Origin of the sequence: Streptomyces sp. CAU 1734, from assembly GCF_039888735.1 — a bacterium.
Classification (GTDB): Bacteria; Actinomycetota; Actinomycetes; order Streptomycetales; family Streptomycetaceae; genus Streptomyces.
Window position 1 is genome coordinate 342820 of sequence record NZ_JBDQQP010000004.1, and the last position, 20334, is coordinate 363153.

The window sequence follows — 20334 nt, forward strand, 5'->3', positions numbered from 1 at the left end:
TCCCCGCACCCCGGCGATCCGTCCGCCGGGGTCTCCCGTGAGGGACACCCCGGCCGGCGGAGCCCTACTTCCTGCTGTAGTTCGGTGCCTCGACGGTCATCTGGATGTCGTGCGGGTGGCTCTCCTTGAGCCCCGCCGAGGTGATCCGGACGAACCGGCCGTTGTCCTGGAGCTCCGGGACGGTCTGGCCGCCGACGTAGAACATCGACTGGCGCAGCCCGCCCACCAGCTGGTGGACGACGGCGGAGAGCGGACCGCGGTACGGCACCTGACCCTCGATGCCCTCCGGCACCAGCTTCTCGTCGGAGGCGACACCCTCCTGGAAGTAACGGTCCTTGGAGAAGGACCGCTGCTCGCCGCGGGACTGCATGGCACCCAGCGAGCCCATGCCGCGGTAGGACTTGAACTGCTTGCCGTTGATGAAGAGCAGCTCGCCCGGCGACTCCTCACAGCCCGCGAGCAGCGAGCCGAGCATCACCGTGTCGGCGCCGGCGACCAGGGCCTTGGCGATGTCGCCGGAGTACTGGAGACCGCCGTCGCCGATCACCGGAACGCCGGCCGCCTTGGCGGCGAGGGACGCCTCGTAGATCGCCGTGACCTGCGGTACGCCGATACCGGCGACCACTCGGGTGGTACAGATCGAGCCCGGGCCGACACCGACCTTGATGCCGTCCACACCGGCGTCGATCAGCGCCTGGGCGCCGTCACGGGTGGCGATGTTGCCGCCGATGACATCCACCCGGGAGGAGTTCGACTTGATCTTGGCGACCATGTCGCCGACCAGCCGGGAGTGGCCGTGGGCGGTGTCCACGACGATGAAGTCGACACCCGCCTCGACCAGCGCCTGGGCCCGCTCGAAGGCGTCGCCCGCGACACCGACGGCGGCGCCGACCAGCAGGCGGCCGTCCTTGTCCTTGGCGGCCATGGGGTACTTCTCGGCCTTGACGAAGTCCTTGACCGTGATGAGGCCCTTGAGCACGCCGGCCTCGTCGACCAGCGGAAGCTTCTCGATCTTGTGACGGCGCAGCAGCTCCATGGCGTCCACGCCGGAGATCCCGACCTTGCCCGTGACCAGCGGCATCGGGGTCATGACCTCGCGCACCTGACGGCTGCGGTCCGACTCGAAGGCCATGTCACGGTTGGTGACGATGCCGAGCAGCTTGCCGTTCCGGTCGGTGACCGGGACACCGCTGATGCGGAACTTCGCGCAGAGCTCGTCCGCCTCGCCGAGGGTGGCGTCGGGGTGCACCGTGATCGGGTCGGTGACCATGCCGGACTCGGACCGCTTGACCAGGTCGACCTGGTTGGCCTGGTCGGCGATGGAGAGATTGCGGTGCAGTACGCCCACGCCGCCCTGCCGGGCCATGGCGATCGCCATGCGGGCCTCGGTCACCTTGTCCATCGCCGCCGAGAGCAGCGGGATGTTCACCCGGACATTCTTGGAAATGTACGAGGAGGTGTCGATCTGGTCGGGCGCCATGTCCGAGGCACCCGGCAGCAGCAGCACATCGTCGTAGGTCAGCCCGAGTGTCGCGAATTTCTCGGGCACTCCGTCGACGTTGGTCATGACACCTTCCCCAAATGGCCTTGATCGGTGCGGATGTCCATGCTAACGGCCCGGGAAGCCCACTCATTCCACGATCAAGATCGTCCGGCAGGTTTGTGCGTTGGTACAGGTGCCATGCCAAGAGGCGTGCGAGGTCAGCGGTTCCCGCGACAACCCATGGGACTGGTGGGATTCAGGAGTGCGAGCGGGCCGTCCGCACCTCCGGCATCGCGCACCGGACGACCGGACCGGCCGGCGGCCGGTGCCGGTCGGGCGCTGTCCGGCACTGGTCGGGCGCTGTCCGGCACCGGTCGGGCGCTGTCCGGCACCGGTCGGGCGCTGTCCGGCACCGGTCGTGTGCTGTCCGGCTCACTGCTCCGCGAGAGCGCGGAGCCGGCTGAGGGCCCGGTGCTGGGCGACCCGGACCGCGCCCGGGGACATGCCCAGCATCTGCCCTGTCTCCTCCGCGGTCAGACCGACCGCGACGCGCAGGACCAGGAGCTCGCGCTGGTTCTCCGGGAGATTGGCCAGAAGCTTCTTCGCCCACTCCGCGTCATCGCTGAGCAGGGCGCGCTCCTCCGGCCCGAGGGAATCGTCGGGCCGCTCCGGCATCTCGTCGGAGGGCACGGCCGTCGATCCGGGGTGCCGCATGGCGGCCCGCTGGAGGTCGGCGACCTTGTGCGAGGCGATGGCGAAGACGAACGCCTCGAAGGGTCTGCCCGTGTCCCGGTACCGGGGCAGGGCCATCAGCACCGCGACACAGACCTCCTGGGCAAGGTCCTCCACGAAGTGGCGAGCATCACCGGGCAGCCGGTTGAGCCGGGTGCGGCAGTAGCGCAGCGCCAGTGGATGAACATGTGCGAGCAGGTCGTGCGTGGCTTGCTGGTCTCCATCGACAGCACGGTGAACGAGCGCGCCAATCACCGTGGTCTGGTCGTCACGCATCGGTCCATGGTGCCTTGGTGGCCGCTGATCCGTGGCACCGTGTCCCATGTTGTGCACCGAAGCGTTATGAGCAGGTGCGCCGGAACTCATCGCCTGCGCCCTCCCCTTCCGCTCGCCGGACTCGTCCCCGAGGAACTCCACACCTCAAGGATGCGGCATCGCGAGGGAAACGGACGCCTTCGGGCGCCGGTCTCCCCGCCCACCGTACGGCGAGCGGGGTCCATCGCATCCCCCGGGCACCCCCTGAGAAGGCCCGGGATCTGTCTAGCGGACCAGGCCCCAGCGGAATCCGAGCGCGACGGCGTGCGCCCGGTCCGAGGCTCCCAGCTTCTTGAAAAGCCGGCGGGCATGCGTCTTGACCGTGTCCTCGGAGAGGAAGAGCTCGCGCCCGATCTCGGCATTGGAGCGGCCGTGACTCATGCCTTCCAGCACTTGGATCTCGCGTGCGGTGAGTGTCGGCGCGGCACCCATTTCCGCAGATCGCAGCCGCCTGGGGGCGAGCCGCCAGGTCGGGTCCGCGAGCGCCTGCGTCACGGTGGCGCGCAGCTCGGCACGCGAGGCGTCCTTGTGCAGGTATCCCCGGGCCCCGGCGGCGACCGCGAGTGCGACCCCGTCGAGATCCTCGGCGACCGTGAGCATGATGATCCGGGCGCCGGGGTCAGCGGACAGTAGTCGTCGGACCGTCTCCACACCGCCCAGACCGGGCATGCGCACGTCCATCAGAATCAGATCCGAGCGGTCGGCGCCCCAGCGGCGGAGGACTTCCTCGCCGTTGGCCGCGGTCGTCACGCGCTCGACGCCGGGCACGGTCGCAACCGCGCGGCGGAGCGCCTCTCGGGCAAGCGGGGAGTCGTCGCAGACGAGGACGGATGTCATGGCCGCCCTCCGCAGCTGATGCGCGTCACCTTGAGCCTCCAGGCTGGGTACGTTTCGTCACCTGTGCGGTTGAACGCACTCGGGCATGTGCCCGAGCACTTGTTCCGTCAACCGCCTCCGCACTACCAACGATGGTCACTCGAAAGAGTTACGGGTCGGCTCACACTCTTCGACACTCCCCGTGAGGGGCCGTGTACGCCGGTGAACGACACGGCGAAACGGTTACCCATTAAAGCAATATGCCCCATTCGGCCGCTTTTCTTCCCTTTGGGCAGTGTCTGTGGCTAGATTCGCAGTGAGTCATATTTACATCTATTTACACAGTAGATGTACGGTCGTGGGGCAAGTGCGGGTGCCGGAGGCGGCTCGCGTCCCCCGCCCGCGCGCGACCTGACCGATCCACTCAGCACGGTTTCAAGGGGCAAGCGCCATGGCAGATTTCTCCCGCCTTCCCGGACCCAACGCCGACTTGTGGGACTGGCAGCTCCTAGCGGCCTGCCGCGGGGTGGACAGTTCTCTCTTCTTCCATCCCGAGGGCGAACGGGGCGCGGCTCGGAGCGCGCGCGAGAACTCGGCGAAAGAGGTGTGCATGAGGTGCCCGGTCCGCGCGGAGTGCGCGGCACACGCACTGGCCGTACGGGAGCCGTACGGCGTGTGGGGCGGACTGACGGAGGACGAGCGCGAGGAGCTGATGGGCCGCGCCCGGCACCGGCTGGTCCCGGCGAACAGCGCCACCGGGGCGGGCCAGGGCTGAATCCGGACCCGCGCCGCTTCAGCAGAAACGTTCCTGCACTTCTGTGCCCCCTGGGCCCTCCTCGGCTCCCACGCGCGCTTCCGGGGTGCTCCCGGGCTCGTCCGGCGCGTTCACGAGCGCGACGCGGCGCGTGGGTGCGCCCGCGCGGGCATGTTCGCGGGGCGATGCGTTCGCCGGGCCGGTGCGCTCTCGCGGCACGGCACAGCACGGGACGGCACGGTCGCCGGGGCGGTGCGTTCACCGAGCGGCACTGGCGCCGGGCGGTATGGGCGGGCGCGGGAGGGGGCGGGTCAGCGGGCGGTCGAGGACGCCCGGGTCAGCTGGTCCAGGGTGGCGGCGACGGCCGGGACCTGGGAGAGGTCCGGGAGGGTCAGAGCCACGATCTCGCGGGAGACCGGGGGGTCGACCGTGACCATGCGGGTGCCCTTGGGGCGCACGGACTCCAGGGCCAGCTCGGGCAGGACGGCCACCCCGAGGCCCGCCCCGACCAGGCCGATCACGGCGGGGTAGTCATCCGTGGCGAAGTCGATGCGCGGGGTGAAGCCGGCCTCCTCGCAGACATCGACCAGCTGACGGCGGCAGCGCGGACAGCCCGCGATCCAGGGCTCGTCGGCGAATTCACCGATGGCCACGGTGCCGGCGGCGGCGAGGCGGTGGCCCTCGGGGACCAGCCCCACCAGACGGTCGGTGAGCAGCGGGCGGACCACCAGGTCCTCCCATTCGGTCTCCGGATCCCCCGAACCCGCGTAGCGGAAGGCGAGCGCCACATCGCAGTCGCCCTCCCGCAGCATCTCCACCGAGCGGGGCGGTTCGGCCTCGACCAGGGAGACCCGGGTGCCCGGGTGCGCGGCGCGCAGGGCCGCGAGCGCGGTGGGGACGAGAGTGGAGCTGCCGCTGGGAAAGGAGACGAGCCGCACCCGGCCGGCGCGGAGCCCGGCGATGGCCGCGATCTCCTCCTCGGCCGCGGTGAGCCCGGCGAGGATGCCCGAGGCATGGCGGACGAGCACCTCACCGGCCTGGGTCAGCCGCATCTCGCGGCCGGTGCGGATGAGGAGGGGGGTGCCCGCCGAGGTCTCCAGGGCCTTCATCTGCTGACTGACGGCCGGCTGGGTGCAGCCCAGGGAGCGGGCCGCCGCGGAGAAGGAGCCGGTGGCGGCCACCGCGCGCAGCACTCGGAGATGACGGGCTTCGATCACTCCACAAATATAAGGCTTCCTTGGGTTAATCGGAAATATCCATCTGGATCATTTGAGTCGGGAGGGGGTGGCGGCCCGATGCCGGGCGGCTGGGTCCGGATGCCGGACGCTTCGGAAATCGCGGGCCGAGTGGGCCGAACGGGTGATGGTCTCCCGGGGCGGGCGCCTCGCGCCGGGATGCGGCCCCGGAGCGTCCGTCCGGGGGCGGGGTGATGGGTGTAAGGGGAAATCCCTCCGGATAAAGGCGAGTTGTCTCCGGGCCGGATCGGGGTGATCCCCGATGGTGGCCGGGAGCGGTGTCGGAGAAGCTCATTGCATGTCCCGGCCCCATCGGGTGATGGGGGCTCCGCACGGGACGGGGTCCGGACGGAGCGGGGTGTTTCACGGCGAGGGGAGGAGTTGAGGCGGGTACGGCCGTGCGCTGTACGGGGACGAGTGGCACTAACGTGCCGCCTATGACGACTGCACTGATCACGGGCGCGACCGCGGGCATCGGCGCCGCGTTCGCGCGACGGCTCGCCGCCGAGGGGCACAACCTGGTGCTGGTGGCCCGCGACACCAGAAGGCTGCAGGAGCACGCCACCGAGCTGCACGACCGGCACGGCATCGAGGCGGAGGTGCTCACGGCGGATCTGTCGCGGGAGAGCGGTATCTCGGCGGTGGAGAAGCGGCTGGCCGACCGGAAGAATCCGGTGGATCTGCTGGTCAACAACGCGGGCTTCGGCAACAAGGGGCGCTTCCTGGAAGTCTCCATGGCCGATGAGCTGACGATGCTGAAGGTGCACTGCGAGGCAGTGCTCCGGCTGACCGCTGCCGCCGCGGAGACGATGCGGGAGCGCGGCCGGGGCGGTGTGGTCAATGTGGCGTCGGTGGCGGCCTTCGTGCCTCGCGGGACCTATGGGGCGTCCAAGGCGTGGGTGGTCCAGTTCACCCAGGGCGTGGCTCGGGACCTGGCCGGTACGGGAGTGCGGCTGATGGCGCTCTGCCCCGGCTTCGTCCGTACCGAGTTCCATCAGCGGGCGGGGATGGGGACCGGCAATATCCCCGGGTGGATGTGGCTGGACGCGGACAAGCTGGTGGAGGCGGCGCTGGCGGATCTGGCGCGGGGCCGGACGGTCTCGGTCCCGGACCCCCGGTACAAGGCGCTGATGGGGCTGGTGAAGCTGGCACCCCGGGGGGTGCTGGGCGGGGTCACCTCCCGGACGGGGCGCAAGTACGGACCCCAGTAGGCGAGTACGGCCCGACGGGCAGGCGCGGCGGCGGGCCGGGATCCGAATGGGCCGGCGGCCGACGAGCGGTGGCCGTGGACGGTGAGCGACGGCGGGGTGCGCGGTGGCCGTGAGCGGTGGACGGCGAGTGGCGGCCGGCCGGCAGCAGCCTGGGCAGTCGGACGGTGGGCGGCGGCCGGTGTGGCCGTGGACGGTGAGCGGTGGCGGTGGACGGAAGGGGCGGTGGGGGCATGAGGGGTGCTGGTTTCATCACGGGGCGAGTCGGCGGCGAGCGGCCCGGGGTGCTGCTCGCGATGGGGCCGGGCGTCGCGGAGCGGTTGTTCGGGGAGCGGCACCGGGAGCGGCTCACGTCTCTGGCGCGGACCGATCCCCTGCTGGTCGCTCATGACCTGTCCGATCCGGAGCCCGCCGTGCGGAGCGCGCTGGCCGGCGCCGAGGTGCTGCTGACCTGCTGGGGCGCTCCCCCGCTGACGGCGGAGGTGCTGGACCGGGCTCCCCGGCTGCGGGCGGTGGTGCATGCGGCCGGATCCGTGAAGCACCACATCACCGATGCCTGCTGGGCGCGCGGGGTCAGGGTGTCGTCGGCCGCGGCGGGAAACGCGCTGCCGGTGGCGGAGTTCACGCTGGCCGCCATCCTCTTCGCGGGGAAGCGGGTGCTGCGGTCGGCCGGGCGCTACCGGGAGCTGCGCTCCGCTCACGACTGGGCCGGTGAGCTGGCGGACGGCGGCAATTACCGCCGCACGGTGGGCATTGTCGGGGCGTCGCGCATCGGCCGCCGGGTGATCGAGCTGCTGCGCCCGTTCGATCTGGATGTGCTGCTCCACGACCCGTATGTGACCGAAGCGGACGCGGCCGGGCTGGGGGTGGTGCCGGTGGGGCTGGACGAGCTGTGCGGCCGGAGCGACATCGTCTCGGTGCACGCCCCGGAGCTGGCGGAGACCCGCCGGATGATCGACGAGCGCCGGCTCGCGCTGCTGCCGGACGGCGCGACGCTGATCAACACCTCGCGCGGTTCGCTGATCGACGAGGACGCGCTGCTGGCGGAGCTGGTGACCGGGCGGATCGATGCCGTTCTGGATGTGACGGACCCCGAGGTCCCGGCAGCCGATTCACCGCTCTACACACTGCCGAATGTGCTGCTGACCCCGCATGTCGCGGGTTCGCTCGGCAGTGAGCTGCACCGGCTGGCGGATCTGGCTCTGGACGAGCTGGAGCGTTATGGGCAGGGGCTGCCGTTCACCGATCCGGTCTCGGCGGATGATCTGCGGCGCTCGGCCTGAGGATCCGCCGGCGGACGGACGAACAGGCGGGCGAACGGGCGGGCGGACAGGCCGGGGCCGGGCAGAGTCCGGAGAGACGGAGTCCGAAGGGACGGAGTCCGGGCGGAACAGCGGAATCCGGGCCGGGCCGGAAGGCGTCGCGCGGGACCGGAGCGGTACGGGCGCGCCGGGGACCCGGAGCGGGACGGGATGGCACCGGGCCCGGTGCTCCCGCGAGGGGAGTACCGGGCCCGGTGTGGCTGAGCGGGGTGCGTCAGTGGGAGTGGCCGTGGCCGTGCCCGGCGTCGCCCTCGTCCTCCGCCGGCTTCTCGACGACCAGGGTCTCGGTCGTGAGGAGCAGGGAGGCGATGGAGGCGGCGTTCTCCAGCGCGGAGCGGGTGACCTTGACCGGGTCGATGACGCCGGCCTTGACCAGGTCTCCGTACTCGCCGGTGGCGGCGTTGTAGCCCTGGCCCTTCTCCAGCTCGGCGACCTTGGAGACGATCACGTAGCCCTCGAGGCCGGCGTTCTCCGCGATCCAGCGCAGCGGCTCGACGGCGGCGCGGCGGACGACGGCGACACCGGTGGCCTCGTCGCCCTCCTTGCCGAGGTTGCCCTCCAGCACCTTGACGGCGTGGACCAGAGCGGAGCCACCACCGGAGACGATGCCCTCCTCGACCGCGGCGCGGGTCGCGGAGATGGCGTCCTCCAGACGGTGCTTCTTCTCCTTGAGCTCCACCTCGGTGGCGGCACCGACACGGATCACGCAGACGCCGCCGGCGAGCTTCGCGAGGCGCTCCTGGAGCTTCTCGCGGTCCCAGTCGGAGTCGGTGCTCTCGATCTCGGCCTTGATCTGGGCAACACGGCCCGCGACGTCGCCGGAGTTGCCCCCGCCGTCGACGATGGTGGTGTCGTCCTTGGTGATCGTCACGCGGCGGGCGCTGCCCAGCACGTCCAGACCGGCCTGGTCGAGCTTGAGGCCGACCTCTTCGGCGATGACCGTGGCGCCGGTGAGGACGGCCAGGTCCTGCAGCATCGCCTTGCGGCGGTCACCGAAGCCGGGCGCCTTGACGGCGACGGCGTTGAACGTGCCGCGGATCTTGTTGACGACCAGGGTCGACAGGGCCTCGCCCTCGACATCCTCGGCGATGACCAGCAGCGGCTTGGAGCCACCCGCCTGGATGACCTTCTCCAGCAGCGGCAGCAGGTCCTGGATGGAGGAGATCTTGCCCTGGTTGATCAGGATGTACGGGTCGTCGAGGACGGCCTCCATACGCTCCTGGTCGGTCACCATGTACGGGGACAGGTAACCCTTGTCGAAGGCCATGCCCTCGGTGAAGTCGAGCTCCAGGCCGAAGGTGTTGGACTCCTCGACGGTGATGACACCGTCCTTGCCCACCTTGTCCATCGCCTCGCCGACGAGCTCGCCGACCTGCTGGTCCTGCGCGGAGAGCGCGGCCACGGCAGCGATGTCGGACTTGTCCTCGATCGGACGGGCGGTCGCGAGAAGCTCATCGGACACGGCCTTGACCGCGGCGTCGATGCCCTTCTTCAGCGAGGACGGGGAGGCGCCGGCGGCGACATTGCGCAGGCCCTCGCGGACCAGCGCCTGGGCCAGCACGGTGGCGGTGGTGGTGCCGTCACCCGCGATGTCGTTGGTCTTGGTCGCCACCTCCTTCACGAGCTGGGCGCCGAGGTTCTCGTACGGGTCGTCGAGCTCGACCTCGCGGGCGATCGTGACACCGTCGTTGGTGATGGTCGGGGCGCCGAACTTCTTGTCGATGACGACATTGCGGCCCTTGGGGCCGATCGTCACCTTCACCGTGTCGGCAAGCTTGTTGACGCCGCGCTCGAGGGCGCGACGGGCGTCCTCGTCGAACTTCAGGATCTTCGCCATGGAGCGTTTCAGTCCTCTTCAGTGAATATGAACGACGCCCCCAGCGCCCGGATATGACTGTCAGCGGGGGCCAGGGGCGCAGTTCAAAAACAAACGGGGTGCGGAGGCTCCGGGGCGAACCCCGGAATCCGACCTACTTCTCGATGATCGCGAGCACGTCGCGGGCCGAGAGGACGAGGTACTCCTCGCCGTTGTACTTCACCTCGGTGCCGCCGTACTTGCTGTAGAGAACGACATCGCCGGTCTGTACGTCGAGCGGCAGACGGTCGCCGTTCTCGAAGCGACCCGGACCAACAGCGAGGACGACGCCCTCCTGGGGCTTCTCCTTCGCGGTGTCCGGAATGACCAGGCCGGAGGCCGTGGTCTGCTCGGCGTCGAGCGGCTGGACCACAATGCGGTCCTCGAGCGGCTTGATGGCAACCTTGGAGCTGGCGGTCGTCACGATCCGACCTCCCCCTTCGGAGATCTCACGGGGTTAACTGTCTGGGTGGCGACCAGGTGGATCCGTCGTCGCGGGTGCCGGACCTGCCTGTCGCTGCGTTGGCACTCTCCTGTGGGGAGTGCCAGAGCCGAGACTATGACCGCGATTAGCACTCGGTCAAGCGGAGTGCCAATGCGGTGCCTCTCATGGCGGGATTTCAGCACCCCTCAGGGGCGTGCCGCGAAGGCCCGCACGCCCCTCCCGCGCGCCTTCGCTCCCGCCATTCGCCACCGCCCGCACCCGTCCCGGCCTGCGGAAATACAGTCAGGCCCGCCGGGGCGCGGTCAGACGTAGTCCTCCAGCCTGGCGATCGCGTACCCCTTCTCGGTCACCACCTTCATGACCTGCCGGATCATGTCGGGCATGGTCCCCTCCCAGTCCCCCGGACCCCGGAAATGGGTGAGGATGATGTCGCCGGGGTGAAGATCCTTGTCCCACTCGCGCCATTCCATCCGGTCGGGGAACCCCTCGGCGGCCCACAGCGGCACCGCCCGCACCCCGCACGCCTTCGCGGCGACGAGCGTGTCGCGGTTGTAGTTGCCGTACGGCGGCCGGAAGAGCTGCGGGCGCTTCCCGTACAGCCGCTCCAGATTCTCCTGCTGCCCGCAGATCTCCTTCTTCTGCTCCGCATAGGAGAGGCCGGGCATGTAGCGGTGATTGAGGGTGTGGTTGTGCAGGGTGACGCCCCGGTCGCGCATCTCGCGGAAGTAGCCGTAGTTGTCGTTGATCACGTAGTCGCTGAGGAAGGAGCTGTACGGGATCTGGAGGTCGGACATCATCCTCAGCAGCTCGGGGTCCTTCTCGGAGCCGTCGTCGATGGTCAGGAAGACGACGTTCTCCTCCACCGGCACCGTGGTGAAGACGGGGGGCAGCTCGTCGCCGTCCTCCACCTCGAATCCGTCCCGGGTGGTGATCTCCGGCTTCTCGGCGGGCGGCTCCGGCGCGGGCAGCGGGACCTTGTCGAGCCGCCACTTGCGGGCGGCGACCGCCCGGGCCGCCTGCTGCCGCTTGACCCGCTCCGCGAACGGGAGCCGCTCGGCCGCCCGCCCCGGCGCCCCCGGCTCCGCCTTGCCGGCGGCCCCCGCGGCGGCCTTCCCCGCCGCCTCGCTCCGTTCGGCGGCGCGCCCGGCGGCCTCGCGGCCGTCCGGCTTCTCCGCCGCGCAGGCCGACCCCAGGAAGGCCATCAGCAGGGCCGCCGCGAGCACCAGCCGCCGCTGCCGGAGCACCCGCCCGCGCCCGCGTCCCGGCTCCCCGGAGGCCCGCGGGGGTTCCGGAGCCGCGTCCGGGACCGGTGACTCAACCTGTCCGCATTTTTCTTTTTGTCTGTTTAGCTGCATGGCGCCGGATCCTGTCAGCCGGGGTCCCCCCGACCCCGCCGACACCGCCGCCGCGGCGGGCTCCATCCCCCGCCTGGCCCACAACACCCCCGTCACCTGGCCCACAATGTCCAGGTGAACGACCTCTCCCTCCTCCTCACCCCCGAGGGCCGGGCCCTGCTCGCCGCCCTGCGCGACTTCGAACCCGCCCGGGAGCTGGCCATCGCCACCCGGCTGCGCCGCGAGCACCCCGCCGAGCTGGTCTCGGCGGCGCTCGGGCAGGCACGGCTGCGGCAGCGCGCGGTGGCGAAGTTCGGCGCGGAGGACGCGTACCGGATGTACTTCACCCCGAACGGCGTGGAGCAGGCGACGCGCACCTCCGTCGCCGGGTACCGCGCCGGGCGGTTCGCCGCGCTGGGTGTGCGGAGTGCGGCCGATCTCTGCTGCGGCATCGGCGGCGACGCCATCGCGCTCGCCCGCGCCGGTGTCCGGGTGCTGGCCGTCGACCGCGATCCGCTGACCGCGGCCACCGCCCGCGCCAATGCCGAGGCCCTCGGCCTGGCGGAGCTGATCGAGGTCCGCTGCGCGGATGTGACGGAGATCGACACCGCGCCGTACGACGCGGTCTTCGTGGACCCGGCCCGGCGCGGCGGCCGGGGCAGGGTCTTCGACCCGGAGGCGTACTCCCCGCCCCTCTCCTGGGCGGTGGAGGCGGCCCGGGCCCGTCCGTACGCGGCGCTGAAGATCGCCCCCGGCATCCCGCACGAGCTGGTCCCGGACGACTTCACCGCGGAGTGGATCTCCGACCACGGCGATGTGAAGGAGGCCGTGCTCTGGCGCGCGGGAGCGGCGGCCGAGCACACGACCGCGACCCTGCTGCCGGGTCCGCACACCCTGGCCGGGCGCGGGCTGCCCAATCCGCCGGTCCGCCCGGTCGGCCGCTATCTGTACGAGCCGGACGGCGCGGTCATCCGCGCGCATCTGGTCGCGGAGATCGCGCAGGAGCTGAACGGCGGCCTGATCGACGAGACCATCGCGTACATCACCTCCGACGAGCTGCGGCGGGTGCCGTACGCCACGGCGTACGAGATCACCGATGTACTCCCCTTCGGGCTGAAGAAGCTCAAGGCGCTGTTGCGCGACCGCGGGGTCGGCTCGCTGACCGTGAAGAAGCGCGGTTCGGCGGTGGAGCCGGAGGAGTTGCGACGCCGGGTGAAGCCGCAGGGGCCCCATGCCGCGACGGTCTTTCTGACCAGGGTGTCCGGTGCGCCGGTGATGCTGATCGGGGGCCCGGCGCCGACCGCGGAGTGATGCCGGCGGGCGGCTCGACCCGCACGCCGGCGCTCCACTCGTGCGCCGGCGCTCCGCGCTCTAGTCGTACGCGGCCGCTCTGGCGAGCAGCAGTTCGCGTTCGCGCGCGTTAGAGGTCAGCGCCGCGGCGCGGGTGAACTCCGCCCGCGCCTCCGCCGTGCGCCCCAGCCGGGCCAGCAGATCGCCCCGTACGCTCGGCAGCAGGTGGTACTCCTTCAGCGCGGGCTCCGCCGCCAGCGCGTCGACCAGCGCCAGGGCCGCCGCCGGGCCGTCCGCCATCGAGACGGCGACCGCGCGGTTCAGCTCCACCACCGGGGACGGGGCCTGCGCGGCGAGTTGCCCGTACAGAGTGGCGATGGTCCGCCAGTCGGTGTCCTCGTAACGGACCGCCCGTGCGTGACAGGCCGCGATGGCCGCCTGGAGGACATACGGGCCCGGCGCGCCCTCCGCCGTTCCCGCGCGGGCGAGGGCGGCGAAGCCCCGGCGGATCGCGCTCTGGTTCCAGCGGGTGCGCCGCTGGTCGGCGAGGAGCACCGGCTCGCCGTCCGGGCCGGTCCGGGCGGCGGTCCGGGACGCCTGGATCTCCAGCAGCGCGGTCAGCCCGTGCACCTCCGGCTCCCCGGGCATCAGCCCGGTCAGCACCCGGGCGAGCCGCAGCGCGTCCTCGCAGAGCGCGGGGCGCAGCCAGTCGTCGCCGGAGGTCGCCGAGTACCCCTCGTTGAAGATCAGATAGACGACCTCCAGGACCGAGGCGAGACGGGCCGCGCGATCCGCCCCGTACGGCACCTCGAAGGGCACCGCCGCCTTCGCGAGGGTGCGTTTGGCCCGGACGACGCGCTGGGCGACGGCCGGTTCGGCGGCCAGGAAGGCGCGGGCGATCTCCCCCGTCGTCAGACCGCCGAGCAGCCGCAGGGTGAGGGCGATCCGGGCCCGGGTGGAGAGCACCGGATGGCAGGCGGTGAAGATCAGCCGGAGCAGGTCGTCGTCGATGCCGTCCGGCTCCGGCGGCGCGGGCGGCGGGATGTCCTCCAGGGTCCGCCCGACCTCGGCCAGTTTGCGGGCGTATGTCTCCTTCCGGCGCACCAGGTCGATGGCCCGGTGCTTGGCGGTGGCCATGAGCCAGGCGCCCGGATTATCCGGTACGCCCGACTCCGGCCACTGCTCCAGCGCGGCGACCAGAGCGTCCTGCGCGATCTCCTCGGCGATGCCGACGTCCCGCACGATCCGGGTGACGCCGGCGATGATCCGCGCCGACTCGATCCTGAACACCGCTTCCACCGCACCTGCCGCCGCTGCCGTCACCGGCCCATCAGAGCAGGGCCGGCGAGGCGCGGGCAAACACCGCGGCGCCCGGTGGATCAGCCCTCGGCGATCTCCCGGACCTCCAGGGTCAGGGTCCAGTAGTCCTCATGGACCTCCAGGAAACGCCGACCCCACTCCAGGGCCTCGGCCTTGTCCTTCGCCTGGATGATCGAGTACCCGCCGATGACCTCCTTGCTCTCGGTGAAGGGCCCGTCGGTGTAGCCGATCCGGCCGCCGGACCAGGTGATCCGGGTCGACTCCGAGGTCGGGGCGAGTCCGGCGGTGTCGAGCATGACGCCGGCCTTGGTGATCTCCTCCAGCAGCGCGCCCATGCGCTCCTGGAGCTCCGGGCTGGGGCCGTCGACGGGCGGGTTCTGCTCTTCGATCCTGATCAGCGACAGAAAGCGGGGCATGACCACTCCTCGGGTGTACGAACCGGATGTGCGATTCGGATGTGCGATGCGGATGTGCGGGAAGCGGGGCCGTTCCCCGCCTCCCTCTCACCCTTGCGTCGAACGGGCGGCAGGCGGATCGACATCCCCGCCGGAATTTCCGGGAATTTTTTTCCCGGCCGTCCGACGGCCGGCGGACCGGGCCGTCAGACGCGGTGCCCGGCGCCCGGTTCGGCGGCCGGCCCGGCGTCCGGTCCGCCCGCCCCCACCGGCCCCTGCGGCCCGCCCGCCCCGGTCTCGGCAGCCGCCTCCGGCACCCCGCCCCCGGCGGTGCGCTCACGGCCCGGCATCAGCGCCAGCGCCACCAGCACCCCCACCGCGAGCAGCCCGGCGCCGACCCAGTACGTCGCCCGGAACCCGTCCGCCAGCGGACCGGCCCCGGGCCGGTCCGCGGTCACCGAGGCGGCGACCGTCACCAGGACGCCGAGACCCAGCGAGCCGCCGATCTGACGGGAGCTCGTGAGCAGCCCGGACGCCATTCCCGCCTCCCCGCCGGGAACCCCCGTGGTCGCCGCCGTACCGAGCGGCACGAAGCACAGACCGATCCCGAGACTGCCGAGCAGCGACGGCCCCAGAATCGACACCGCGAAGGATCCCCCCGGCGTCGCGGTGACCGCGAAGAGTGCCATTCCGGCCGTCGCGAGGACTCCGCCCGCCGTCAGAAGGGTGCGTACGCCGAGGGTGGCCAGGAGCTTGGCCGCGATCACCGAACCGGCCACGACCCCCACACAGAACGGCAGAAACGCCAGGCCGGTGCCGGTGGCGCCGTAGCCCAGCACCTGCTGCATGTAGAGCGAGCAGAAGTAGAAGGCCGCGAACTGCGACGCGGCGAGGAGCAGTGAGATGAGGTTGGCGCCGAGCACGGAGCGCTGGGCGAGGAGCCCGAGCCGCAGCAGCGGCTGCCGGGTCCGCAGCTCCACCAGGACGAAGGCCGCCAGCAGCAGCGCCGAGGCGCCGAGCGTCAGTACGGTGACGGGCGCGCCCCACCCGGCGGACTCCGTGCGGACCACGCCGAGGACCAGCAGGGTCATGCTCGCGGTGATCAGCAGCGCGCCCGCGATGTCGAGCCGGGGCGCGGTCCCCTTCGCCGGGGCGCCGGGCAGCGCCGCGCGCCCGGTGGCGGCCAGGGCGAAGAGCACGATGGGCACATTGACCAGCATCACCGCGCGCCAGCCCGCCGCGTCGGTGAGCACCCCGCCCGCCAGTACGCCGAAGGCGCCGCCCGCCGCGCCCGCCATGCCCCACAGACCGAGTGCCCGGGAGCGCCCGGGGCCCGCCGGGTAGGTGAAGGTGATCAGCGCGAAGGCGACCGGCGCGAGCGCGGCGGCCCCGGCCCCCTGCACCGCGCGGGCGGCGATCAGCGCTCCGGGGGAGTCGACGACTCCGCCCGCCAGGCCGGCCAGCCCGAAGAGGACGAGCCCCCAGGTGAGGACCCGGCGCCCGCCGGCGATGTCGGTGAGCCGGCCGCCGAGCATCAGCAGACCGCCGAAGGCGAGCGCGTACGCGCCCACCACCCATTGCAGGCCGTCGGGGGTGAAACCGAGATCCGCCCGCATGTCGGGCAGCGCCACATTGACCACGGACATGTCCAGCGCCACCAGGAACTGCACGGTGAGCACGGCTGCCAGCACCCAGCGCGCGCTCGGCGCACGGTCGTTCATCCTGTTCCCCAATCCCCGGCCCATCACCTCGGTCCCCTGAAAATGAGACATTACTATACGCGTACGGAAAGTCGGGGAGGGCCGATCCCGGGCGGGCGGGAGAGAATGCCCGGATGACTGATCCGGCAAGGAAACGAACAGAGGGGAAGCGAACAGTGGGCCGTCCGCGCAGACTCGATCCCGAGATGATCGTCGCCACCGCGCGCCGCATCATCGAGGAGGAGGGGGTGGACGCGCTCTCCATGCGCCGGGTGGCCAAAGAGGTCGGCAGTACGCCGATGGCGCTCTACCACTACGTCCGGGACAAGGACGAGCTGCTGCTGCTCACCCTCGCGGGCACGTCGACGGCGCTCCCGCGCCCGGAGCTGCCCGCCGATCCGCGCGCCCGGCTGATCGCGGTCTCCCTCCACATGCACGAGCTGCTGCGGCGGACGCCCTGGGTGCTGAAGGTGCTGGCGCTCGGCGACATGACCGACCGGCAGGCGCTGTGGATGGCCGAGGAGATCATCGACTCGGCGCTGGCCTGCGGGATGAACACCCGTCAGTCGGTGCAGACGTACCGGACCATCTGGAACTTCGTCTACGGGGACGCGGTCTTCCGCGCCGCGGCGGAGCGGCGGGCGGCGGAACCCGAGCGCCGATGGCACTTCCCGGAGATGCTCACCCGGCCGGACGGCGCATCGGCGGCGGCGGAGCTGCCGCGGCTGGCCGAGCTCGCCCCCCACTGGGACGAGCTGCGGGAGTACGACCTGGCGGAACAGCTGACGGCGATCGTGGACGGACTGCTGAGCCGCGCGGGACACGGCGGTACGGGGCCGGGCTGACCGGCCGGCCCGTCAGCCCTCCCGGCCCTCGGTGCCCAGCGAATCGAAACGCCAGCGGTGCACCGGCCGGGTGATCAGATCGGCGGCGGGCTCGGGCAGTTCGGGCGGTTCGGGTGACTCCGGGCCGGCCGCGTCCGCCGTCTCCCACCAGGTGATGACGAGTACCCGGTCCTCACCCGCCCGGAAGGTCTCCCGGCGCAGCGGCTCCCGGGCGAGCTCCCGGGAGCGGGCCCACTCCAGCAGCTCGGCGCCCCGGCCGCGTACCGCCCGGGCCTCCCACATCAGCGCGACGGCGGTCGTCATGAGTACAGATTGTCCTTGCTGATCTCATGCACATGATCGTGGTCATGGCCGTGACCGTGGCTGTGGCCGTGTGTGTGCCCGGGGACATGGGGATCGGTCACCGGCAGCGAGGAGTCCGCGGAGAGCTCCAGATCCGACGGCGGCCGGTTGCGCGCCACCATCTCGGCTCCGAGGGCGGCCACCATCGCGCCGTTGTCCGTGCAGAGCCCCGGCCGCGGTACCCGCAGCCGGATCCCGGCCCGCTCGCAGCGCTCCTGCGCCAGCGCGCGCAGCCGGGAGTTGGCGGCCACCCCGCCGCCGATCATCAGATGGTCGACGCCTTCGTCCACACAGGCCCGTACCGCCTTGCGGGTCAGCACATCGACCACCGCCTCCTGGAAGGAGGCCGCCACGTCCCGCACCGGCACCGGCTCCCCCGCCGCCCGCTTCGCCTCGATCCAGCGGGCCACCGAGGTCTTCAGCCCGGAGAAGGAGAAGTCGTACGCCGGGTCCCGCGATCCGGACAGCCCGCGCGGGAAGTTGATCGCCTTCGGGTCGCCCTCCCGCGCCAGCCGGTCGATCACCGGACCGCCGGGGAAGCCGAGGTCGAGCACCCGGGCGATCTTGTCGAACGCCTCACCCGCCGCGTCGTCGATCGTCGCGCCCAGCGGCCGGACATCGCTGGTGATGTCCGGCGCCAGCAGCAGCGAGGAGTGCCCGCCGGAGACCAGCAGCGCCATGGTGGGCTCCGGCAGCTTGCCGTGTTCGAGCTGGTCGACGCAGATGTGCGAGGCGAGGTGGTTCACCCCGTAGAGCGGCTTGCCGAGCGCGTACGCGTACGCCTTGGCCGCCGACACCCCCACCAGCAGCGCGCCCGCGAGCCCGGGGCCGGCCGTGACCGCGATGCCGTCGAGGTCGCGGGCGGAGACCCCGGCCTCCTTCAGCGCCCGCTCAATCGTCGGGACCATCGCCTCCAGATGTGCCCGGGAGGCGATCTCCGGCACCACCCCGCCGAAGCGGGCATGGCTGTCGACACTGGAGGCGACGGCGTCGGCGAGCAGGGTCGTACCGCGCACGACCCCCACCCCGGTCTCGTCGCAGGAGGTCTCGATGCCGAGTACGAGCGGTTCGTCAGCCATCAGTAAACATTCCCTTGCACATGGAGCCGCATGACGAGCGCGTCGACATTGCCCGGCTGGTAGTAGCCGCGGCGGAATCCGATGGGCTCGAAGCCGAAGCGCTCGTACAGCTTCTGAGCCCTGAGGTTGTCCACCCGCACTTCGAGGAGGACCTCGTCGCACTCGAAGGCGGTGGCATGCCGCAGCAGATCGGTGAGAAGGCGGGCGCCCAGACCCGTACCCCACTGTTCCCGGGAGACGGCGATGGTCTGGACGTCGCCGAGGCCGCCGGCCGCCGCGAGGCCCGCGTATCCGACTATCCGGCCGCCGGTCTCGGCGACCGCGTAGCGGCGGGTGGCGCGGGGGCCGCGGGCATGGGCCAGCTCGGACCAGAACATCCCGGCCGACCAGGCGTCGTCGGGGAAGAGCTCGTGTTCGAGGTCGAGCACCGGCCCGAGGTCCCACCAGCGCATCTCGCGCAGCTCGGGCTCCGGGCCGGCCGGGGCGGGGCCCGGCGCGGCGCGCACCACGGGGTCCGGCGCGGCGCTCACTGCGGGGTGACCACCTTGTAGTTCTTCGGAACCTGCGCGTCCGGGCGGCGCAGATAGAGCGGCAGCGGGGGCAGGAACTCCTCGCCCGCGGCCAGTTTCACGGCGGCGAGCGAGGCCAGGGCCCCGGCGGAGACATGCTCCGGCTCCCGGGCGTCCGGGAAGGTCTCGGGGTAGAGCAGGGCGCCCGCGCCGACGGCCGGCAGCCCGGCGACCCGGGCGGTGATGTCGGCGGGCCGGTCCACGGCGGGCCCGTCGAGCCGCTCGCGCGCCGAGGCGTACCTGGCCCAGTAGACCTCCTTGCGGCGCGCGTCGGTCGCCACCACGAAGGGGCCTTCGAGACCGGAGGCGAAGGCGAGACCGTCGAGCGTGCAGAGCCCGTACACCGGTACGCCGAGGGCCGAGCCGAAGGTGGCGGCCGTCACCAGACCGACCCGCAGACCGGTGTACGGGCCGGGGCCGACCCCGGCCACCACGGCGGTGACGGCGTCGATTTTCACCCCGGCCTCGGCGAGGACCCGGTCGACGGCGGGGAGCAGCAGTTCGCCGTGGCGGCGCGCGTCCACCCGGCTGGACTCGGCGACGACGGTGTCGCCGTCGTGGAGGGCTGCGGTGACGGCGGGCGTGGCGGTATCTACGGCGAGCAAGAGCACGCGAACAGCCTACGGCTCCCGCGCCGGGGGCATGGCTCCCGGTCACGGAGCGCGACGACTGCTAACGTCGCCGTAAATCAATAAAACTCCAGAAAGCGCCCGATTGCGGGCACACCGAGAGGCGGAGAGCGGTGGCAGGGAACAGTTCCGGACTGGTGGCCGGGCTGGTGGCGGCGGCATTGACCACCGTCGGCTTCCTGGCCTATCAGGCGTCGGCGAGCGCGCCCGCCGGCCTGGGCGACCCGCGGGCACCTCGTGGCGCGGCGACCGCGGACGCCCGCCAGGGGCCGCGGGATCCCCTGGCACTGCCGCCGGACTCGGGCTCGGGCACCCGTGTGGTGTACGCGCTGGAGGGGCGCCGGGTCTGGCTGGTGGGCGAACGGAACCGGGTCGCCCGGACCTTCGCGGTGATGCCGTCGACGGTGAATCCGCCGCCCGGGGCCTATGTGGTGACCTCGCGTTCGGGGCGGGTCCACGGGTCGGACGGGGTCACGATCGAGCATGTGGTGCGGTTCGCGAGCGTGGACGATGTGGTGGTCGGCTTCAGCGCCGCGCTGGACGGATCGATGGCCAGCCCGGACCCCGAACGCCAGACGGGCGGGGTCCGGATGAAGCGGGCCGACGGCAAGTCGATGTGGCGGTTCGCGACGATCGGCTCGAAGGTGGTCGTCGTCGGATAGGACG

20 protein-coding genes are annotated in these 20334 nt (G+C 71.7%); 6 read left to right on the top strand and 14 right to left on the bottom strand.

Going from position 1 to position 20334, the window contains the following annotated elements; genetic code table 11:
• Window positions 1-64 precede the first annotated feature (64 nt).
• From guaB to AAFN69_RS09815, 3 genes are all read right to left on the bottom strand, one after another.
• Window positions 65-1567: an IMP dehydrogenase gene (gene guaB / locus AAFN69_RS09805; protein WP_347727961.1), complete on the bottom strand. Its 1503-nt coding sequence runs from the start codon at window positions 1565-1567 to the stop codon at window positions 65-67.
• A 348-nt stretch (window positions 1568-1915) separates the two neighbouring features.
• Entirely contained in the window at window positions 1916-2491 is a 576-nt protein-coding gene (locus tag AAFN69_RS09810) for a sigma-70 family RNA polymerase sigma factor (protein WP_347727962.1), read from the bottom strand.
• A gap of 264 nt (window positions 2492-2755) precedes the next feature.
• Window positions 2756-3367: a response regulator transcription factor gene (locus tag AAFN69_RS09815; RefSeq protein WP_003948568.1), complete on the bottom strand. Its 612-nt coding sequence runs from the start codon at window positions 3365-3367 to the stop codon at window positions 2756-2758.
• 430 nt (window positions 3368-3797) lie between these two features.
• Between AAFN69_RS09815 and AAFN69_RS09820 the strand changes: the two genes are divergently transcribed.
• Window positions 3798-4121, top strand: a complete 324-nt coding sequence (locus AAFN69_RS09820) for a WhiB family transcriptional regulator (protein WP_347727963.1) — start codon at window positions 3798-3800, stop codon at window positions 4119-4121.
• A gap of 290 nt (window positions 4122-4411) precedes the next feature.
• On the opposite strand, the gene AAFN69_RS09825 is transcribed toward AAFN69_RS09820, so the two are convergent.
• Window positions 4412-5317 (bottom strand): LysR family transcriptional regulator, encoded by a 906-nt coding sequence (locus AAFN69_RS09825; protein ID WP_347727964.1) that lies wholly within the window; start codon window positions 5315-5317, stop codon window positions 4412-4414.
• A 455-nt stretch (window positions 5318-5772) separates the two neighbouring features.
• Here AAFN69_RS09825 and AAFN69_RS09830 point away from each other — a divergent pair, with 455 nt between their 5' ends.
• Together AAFN69_RS09830 and AAFN69_RS09835 are read left to right on the top strand one after the other, a co-directional pair.
• Complete coding sequence (locus tag AAFN69_RS09830; RefSeq protein WP_347727965.1) at window positions 5773-6546, top strand: SDR family oxidoreductase; 774 nt, start codon at window positions 5773-5775, stop codon at window positions 6544-6546.
• A gap of 230 nt (window positions 6547-6776) precedes the next feature.
• The gene (locus AAFN69_RS09835) at window positions 6777-7826 is read left to right on the top strand and encodes a hydroxyacid dehydrogenase (protein WP_347727966.1); all 1050 of its coding nucleotides are present in this window, start codon (window positions 6777-6779) and stop codon (window positions 7824-7826) included.
• A gap of 253 nt (window positions 7827-8079) precedes the next feature.
• Here AAFN69_RS09835 and groL read toward each other — a convergent pair whose 3' ends face one another.
• The 3 genes from groL to AAFN69_RS09850 all read right to left on the bottom strand — a co-directional run bounded on the left by groL (window position 8080) and on the right by AAFN69_RS09850 (window position 11367).
• Entirely contained in the window at window positions 8080-9702 is a 1623-nt protein-coding gene (groL, locus tag AAFN69_RS09840) for a chaperonin GroEL (protein WP_347727967.1), read from the bottom strand.
• Between the two features lie 133 nt (window positions 9703-9835).
• Window positions 9836-10144, bottom strand: a complete 309-nt coding sequence (groES, locus tag AAFN69_RS09845) for a co-chaperone GroES (protein WP_347727968.1) — start codon at window positions 10142-10144, stop codon at window positions 9836-9838.
• Window positions 10145-10467: 323 nt separating this feature from the next.
• On the bottom strand, window positions 10468-11367 hold the full coding sequence (locus tag AAFN69_RS09850) for a polysaccharide deacetylase family protein (protein ID WP_347728108.1): 900 nt from the start codon (window positions 11365-11367) through the stop codon (window positions 10468-10470).
• Between the two features lie 267 nt (window positions 11368-11634).
• Between AAFN69_RS09850 and AAFN69_RS09855 the strand changes: the two genes are divergently transcribed.
• Window positions 11635-12810 (top strand): methyltransferase domain-containing protein, encoded by a 1176-nt coding sequence (locus tag AAFN69_RS09855; protein ID WP_347727969.1) that lies wholly within the window; start codon window positions 11635-11637, stop codon window positions 12808-12810.
• Window positions 12811-12870: 60 nt separating this feature from the next.
• Here AAFN69_RS09855 and AAFN69_RS09860 read toward each other — a convergent pair whose 3' ends face one another.
• The 3 genes from AAFN69_RS09860 to AAFN69_RS09870 form a co-directional block, all read right to left on the bottom strand.
• Window positions 12871-14112, bottom strand: coding sequence for a DUF6596 domain-containing protein (locus AAFN69_RS09860; RefSeq protein ID WP_347727970.1), 1242 nt, complete (start codon window positions 14110-14112; stop codon window positions 12871-12873).
• Between the two features lie 56 nt (window positions 14113-14168).
• Complete coding sequence (locus tag AAFN69_RS09865) at window positions 14169-14525, bottom strand: YciI family protein (protein ID WP_347727971.1); 357 nt, start codon at window positions 14523-14525, stop codon at window positions 14169-14171.
• 185 nt (window positions 14526-14710) lie between these two features.
• Window positions 14711-16225 (bottom strand): MFS transporter, encoded by a 1515-nt coding sequence (locus AAFN69_RS09870; RefSeq protein ID WP_347727972.1) that lies wholly within the window; start codon window positions 16223-16225, stop codon window positions 14711-14713.
• A gap of 113 nt (window positions 16226-16338) precedes the next feature.
• Between AAFN69_RS09870 and AAFN69_RS09875 the strand changes: the two genes are divergently transcribed.
• Window positions 16339-17049 carry a helix-turn-helix domain-containing protein gene (locus tag AAFN69_RS09875; protein ID WP_347727973.1) on the top strand — a complete coding sequence of 237 codons (711 nt, stop codon included), beginning with the start codon at window positions 16339-16341 and terminating at the stop codon, window positions 17047-17049.
• A gap of 12 nt (window positions 17050-17061) precedes the next feature.
• On the opposite strand, the gene AAFN69_RS09880 is transcribed toward AAFN69_RS09875, so the two are convergent.
• The 4 genes from AAFN69_RS09880 to tsaB form a co-directional block, all read right to left on the bottom strand.
• Window positions 17062-17352: a hypothetical protein gene (locus AAFN69_RS09880; protein WP_347727974.1), complete on the bottom strand. Its 291-nt coding sequence runs from the start codon at window positions 17350-17352 to the stop codon at window positions 17062-17064.
• Window positions 17349-18473 carry a tRNA (adenosine(37)-N6)-threonylcarbamoyltransferase complex transferase subunit TsaD gene (tsaD, locus tag AAFN69_RS09885; RefSeq protein ID WP_347728109.1) on the bottom strand — a complete coding sequence of 375 codons (1125 nt, stop codon included), beginning with the start codon at window positions 18471-18473 and terminating at the stop codon, window positions 17349-17351. The genes AAFN69_RS09880 and tsaD overlap by 4 nt, the downstream gene beginning before the upstream one ends.
• Window positions 18470-18922, bottom strand: a complete 453-nt coding sequence (rimI, locus tag AAFN69_RS09890; protein WP_347728110.1) for a ribosomal protein S18-alanine N-acetyltransferase — start codon at window positions 18920-18922, stop codon at window positions 18470-18472. The genes tsaD and rimI overlap by 4 nt, the downstream gene beginning before the upstream one ends.
• 74 nt (window positions 18923-18996) lie before the next feature.
• Complete coding sequence (tsaB, locus tag AAFN69_RS09895; protein ID WP_347727975.1) at window positions 18997-19650, bottom strand: tRNA (adenosine(37)-N6)-threonylcarbamoyltransferase complex dimerization subunit type 1 TsaB; 654 nt, start codon at window positions 19648-19650, stop codon at window positions 18997-18999.
• A gap of 155 nt (window positions 19651-19805) precedes the next feature.
• Between tsaB and AAFN69_RS09900 the strand changes: the two genes are divergently transcribed.
• Window positions 19806-20330 (top strand): hypothetical protein, encoded by a 525-nt coding sequence (locus AAFN69_RS09900; RefSeq protein ID WP_347728111.1) that lies wholly within the window; start codon window positions 19806-19808, stop codon window positions 20328-20330.
• The last annotated feature ends 4 nt before the right edge of the window (window positions 20331-20334 follow it).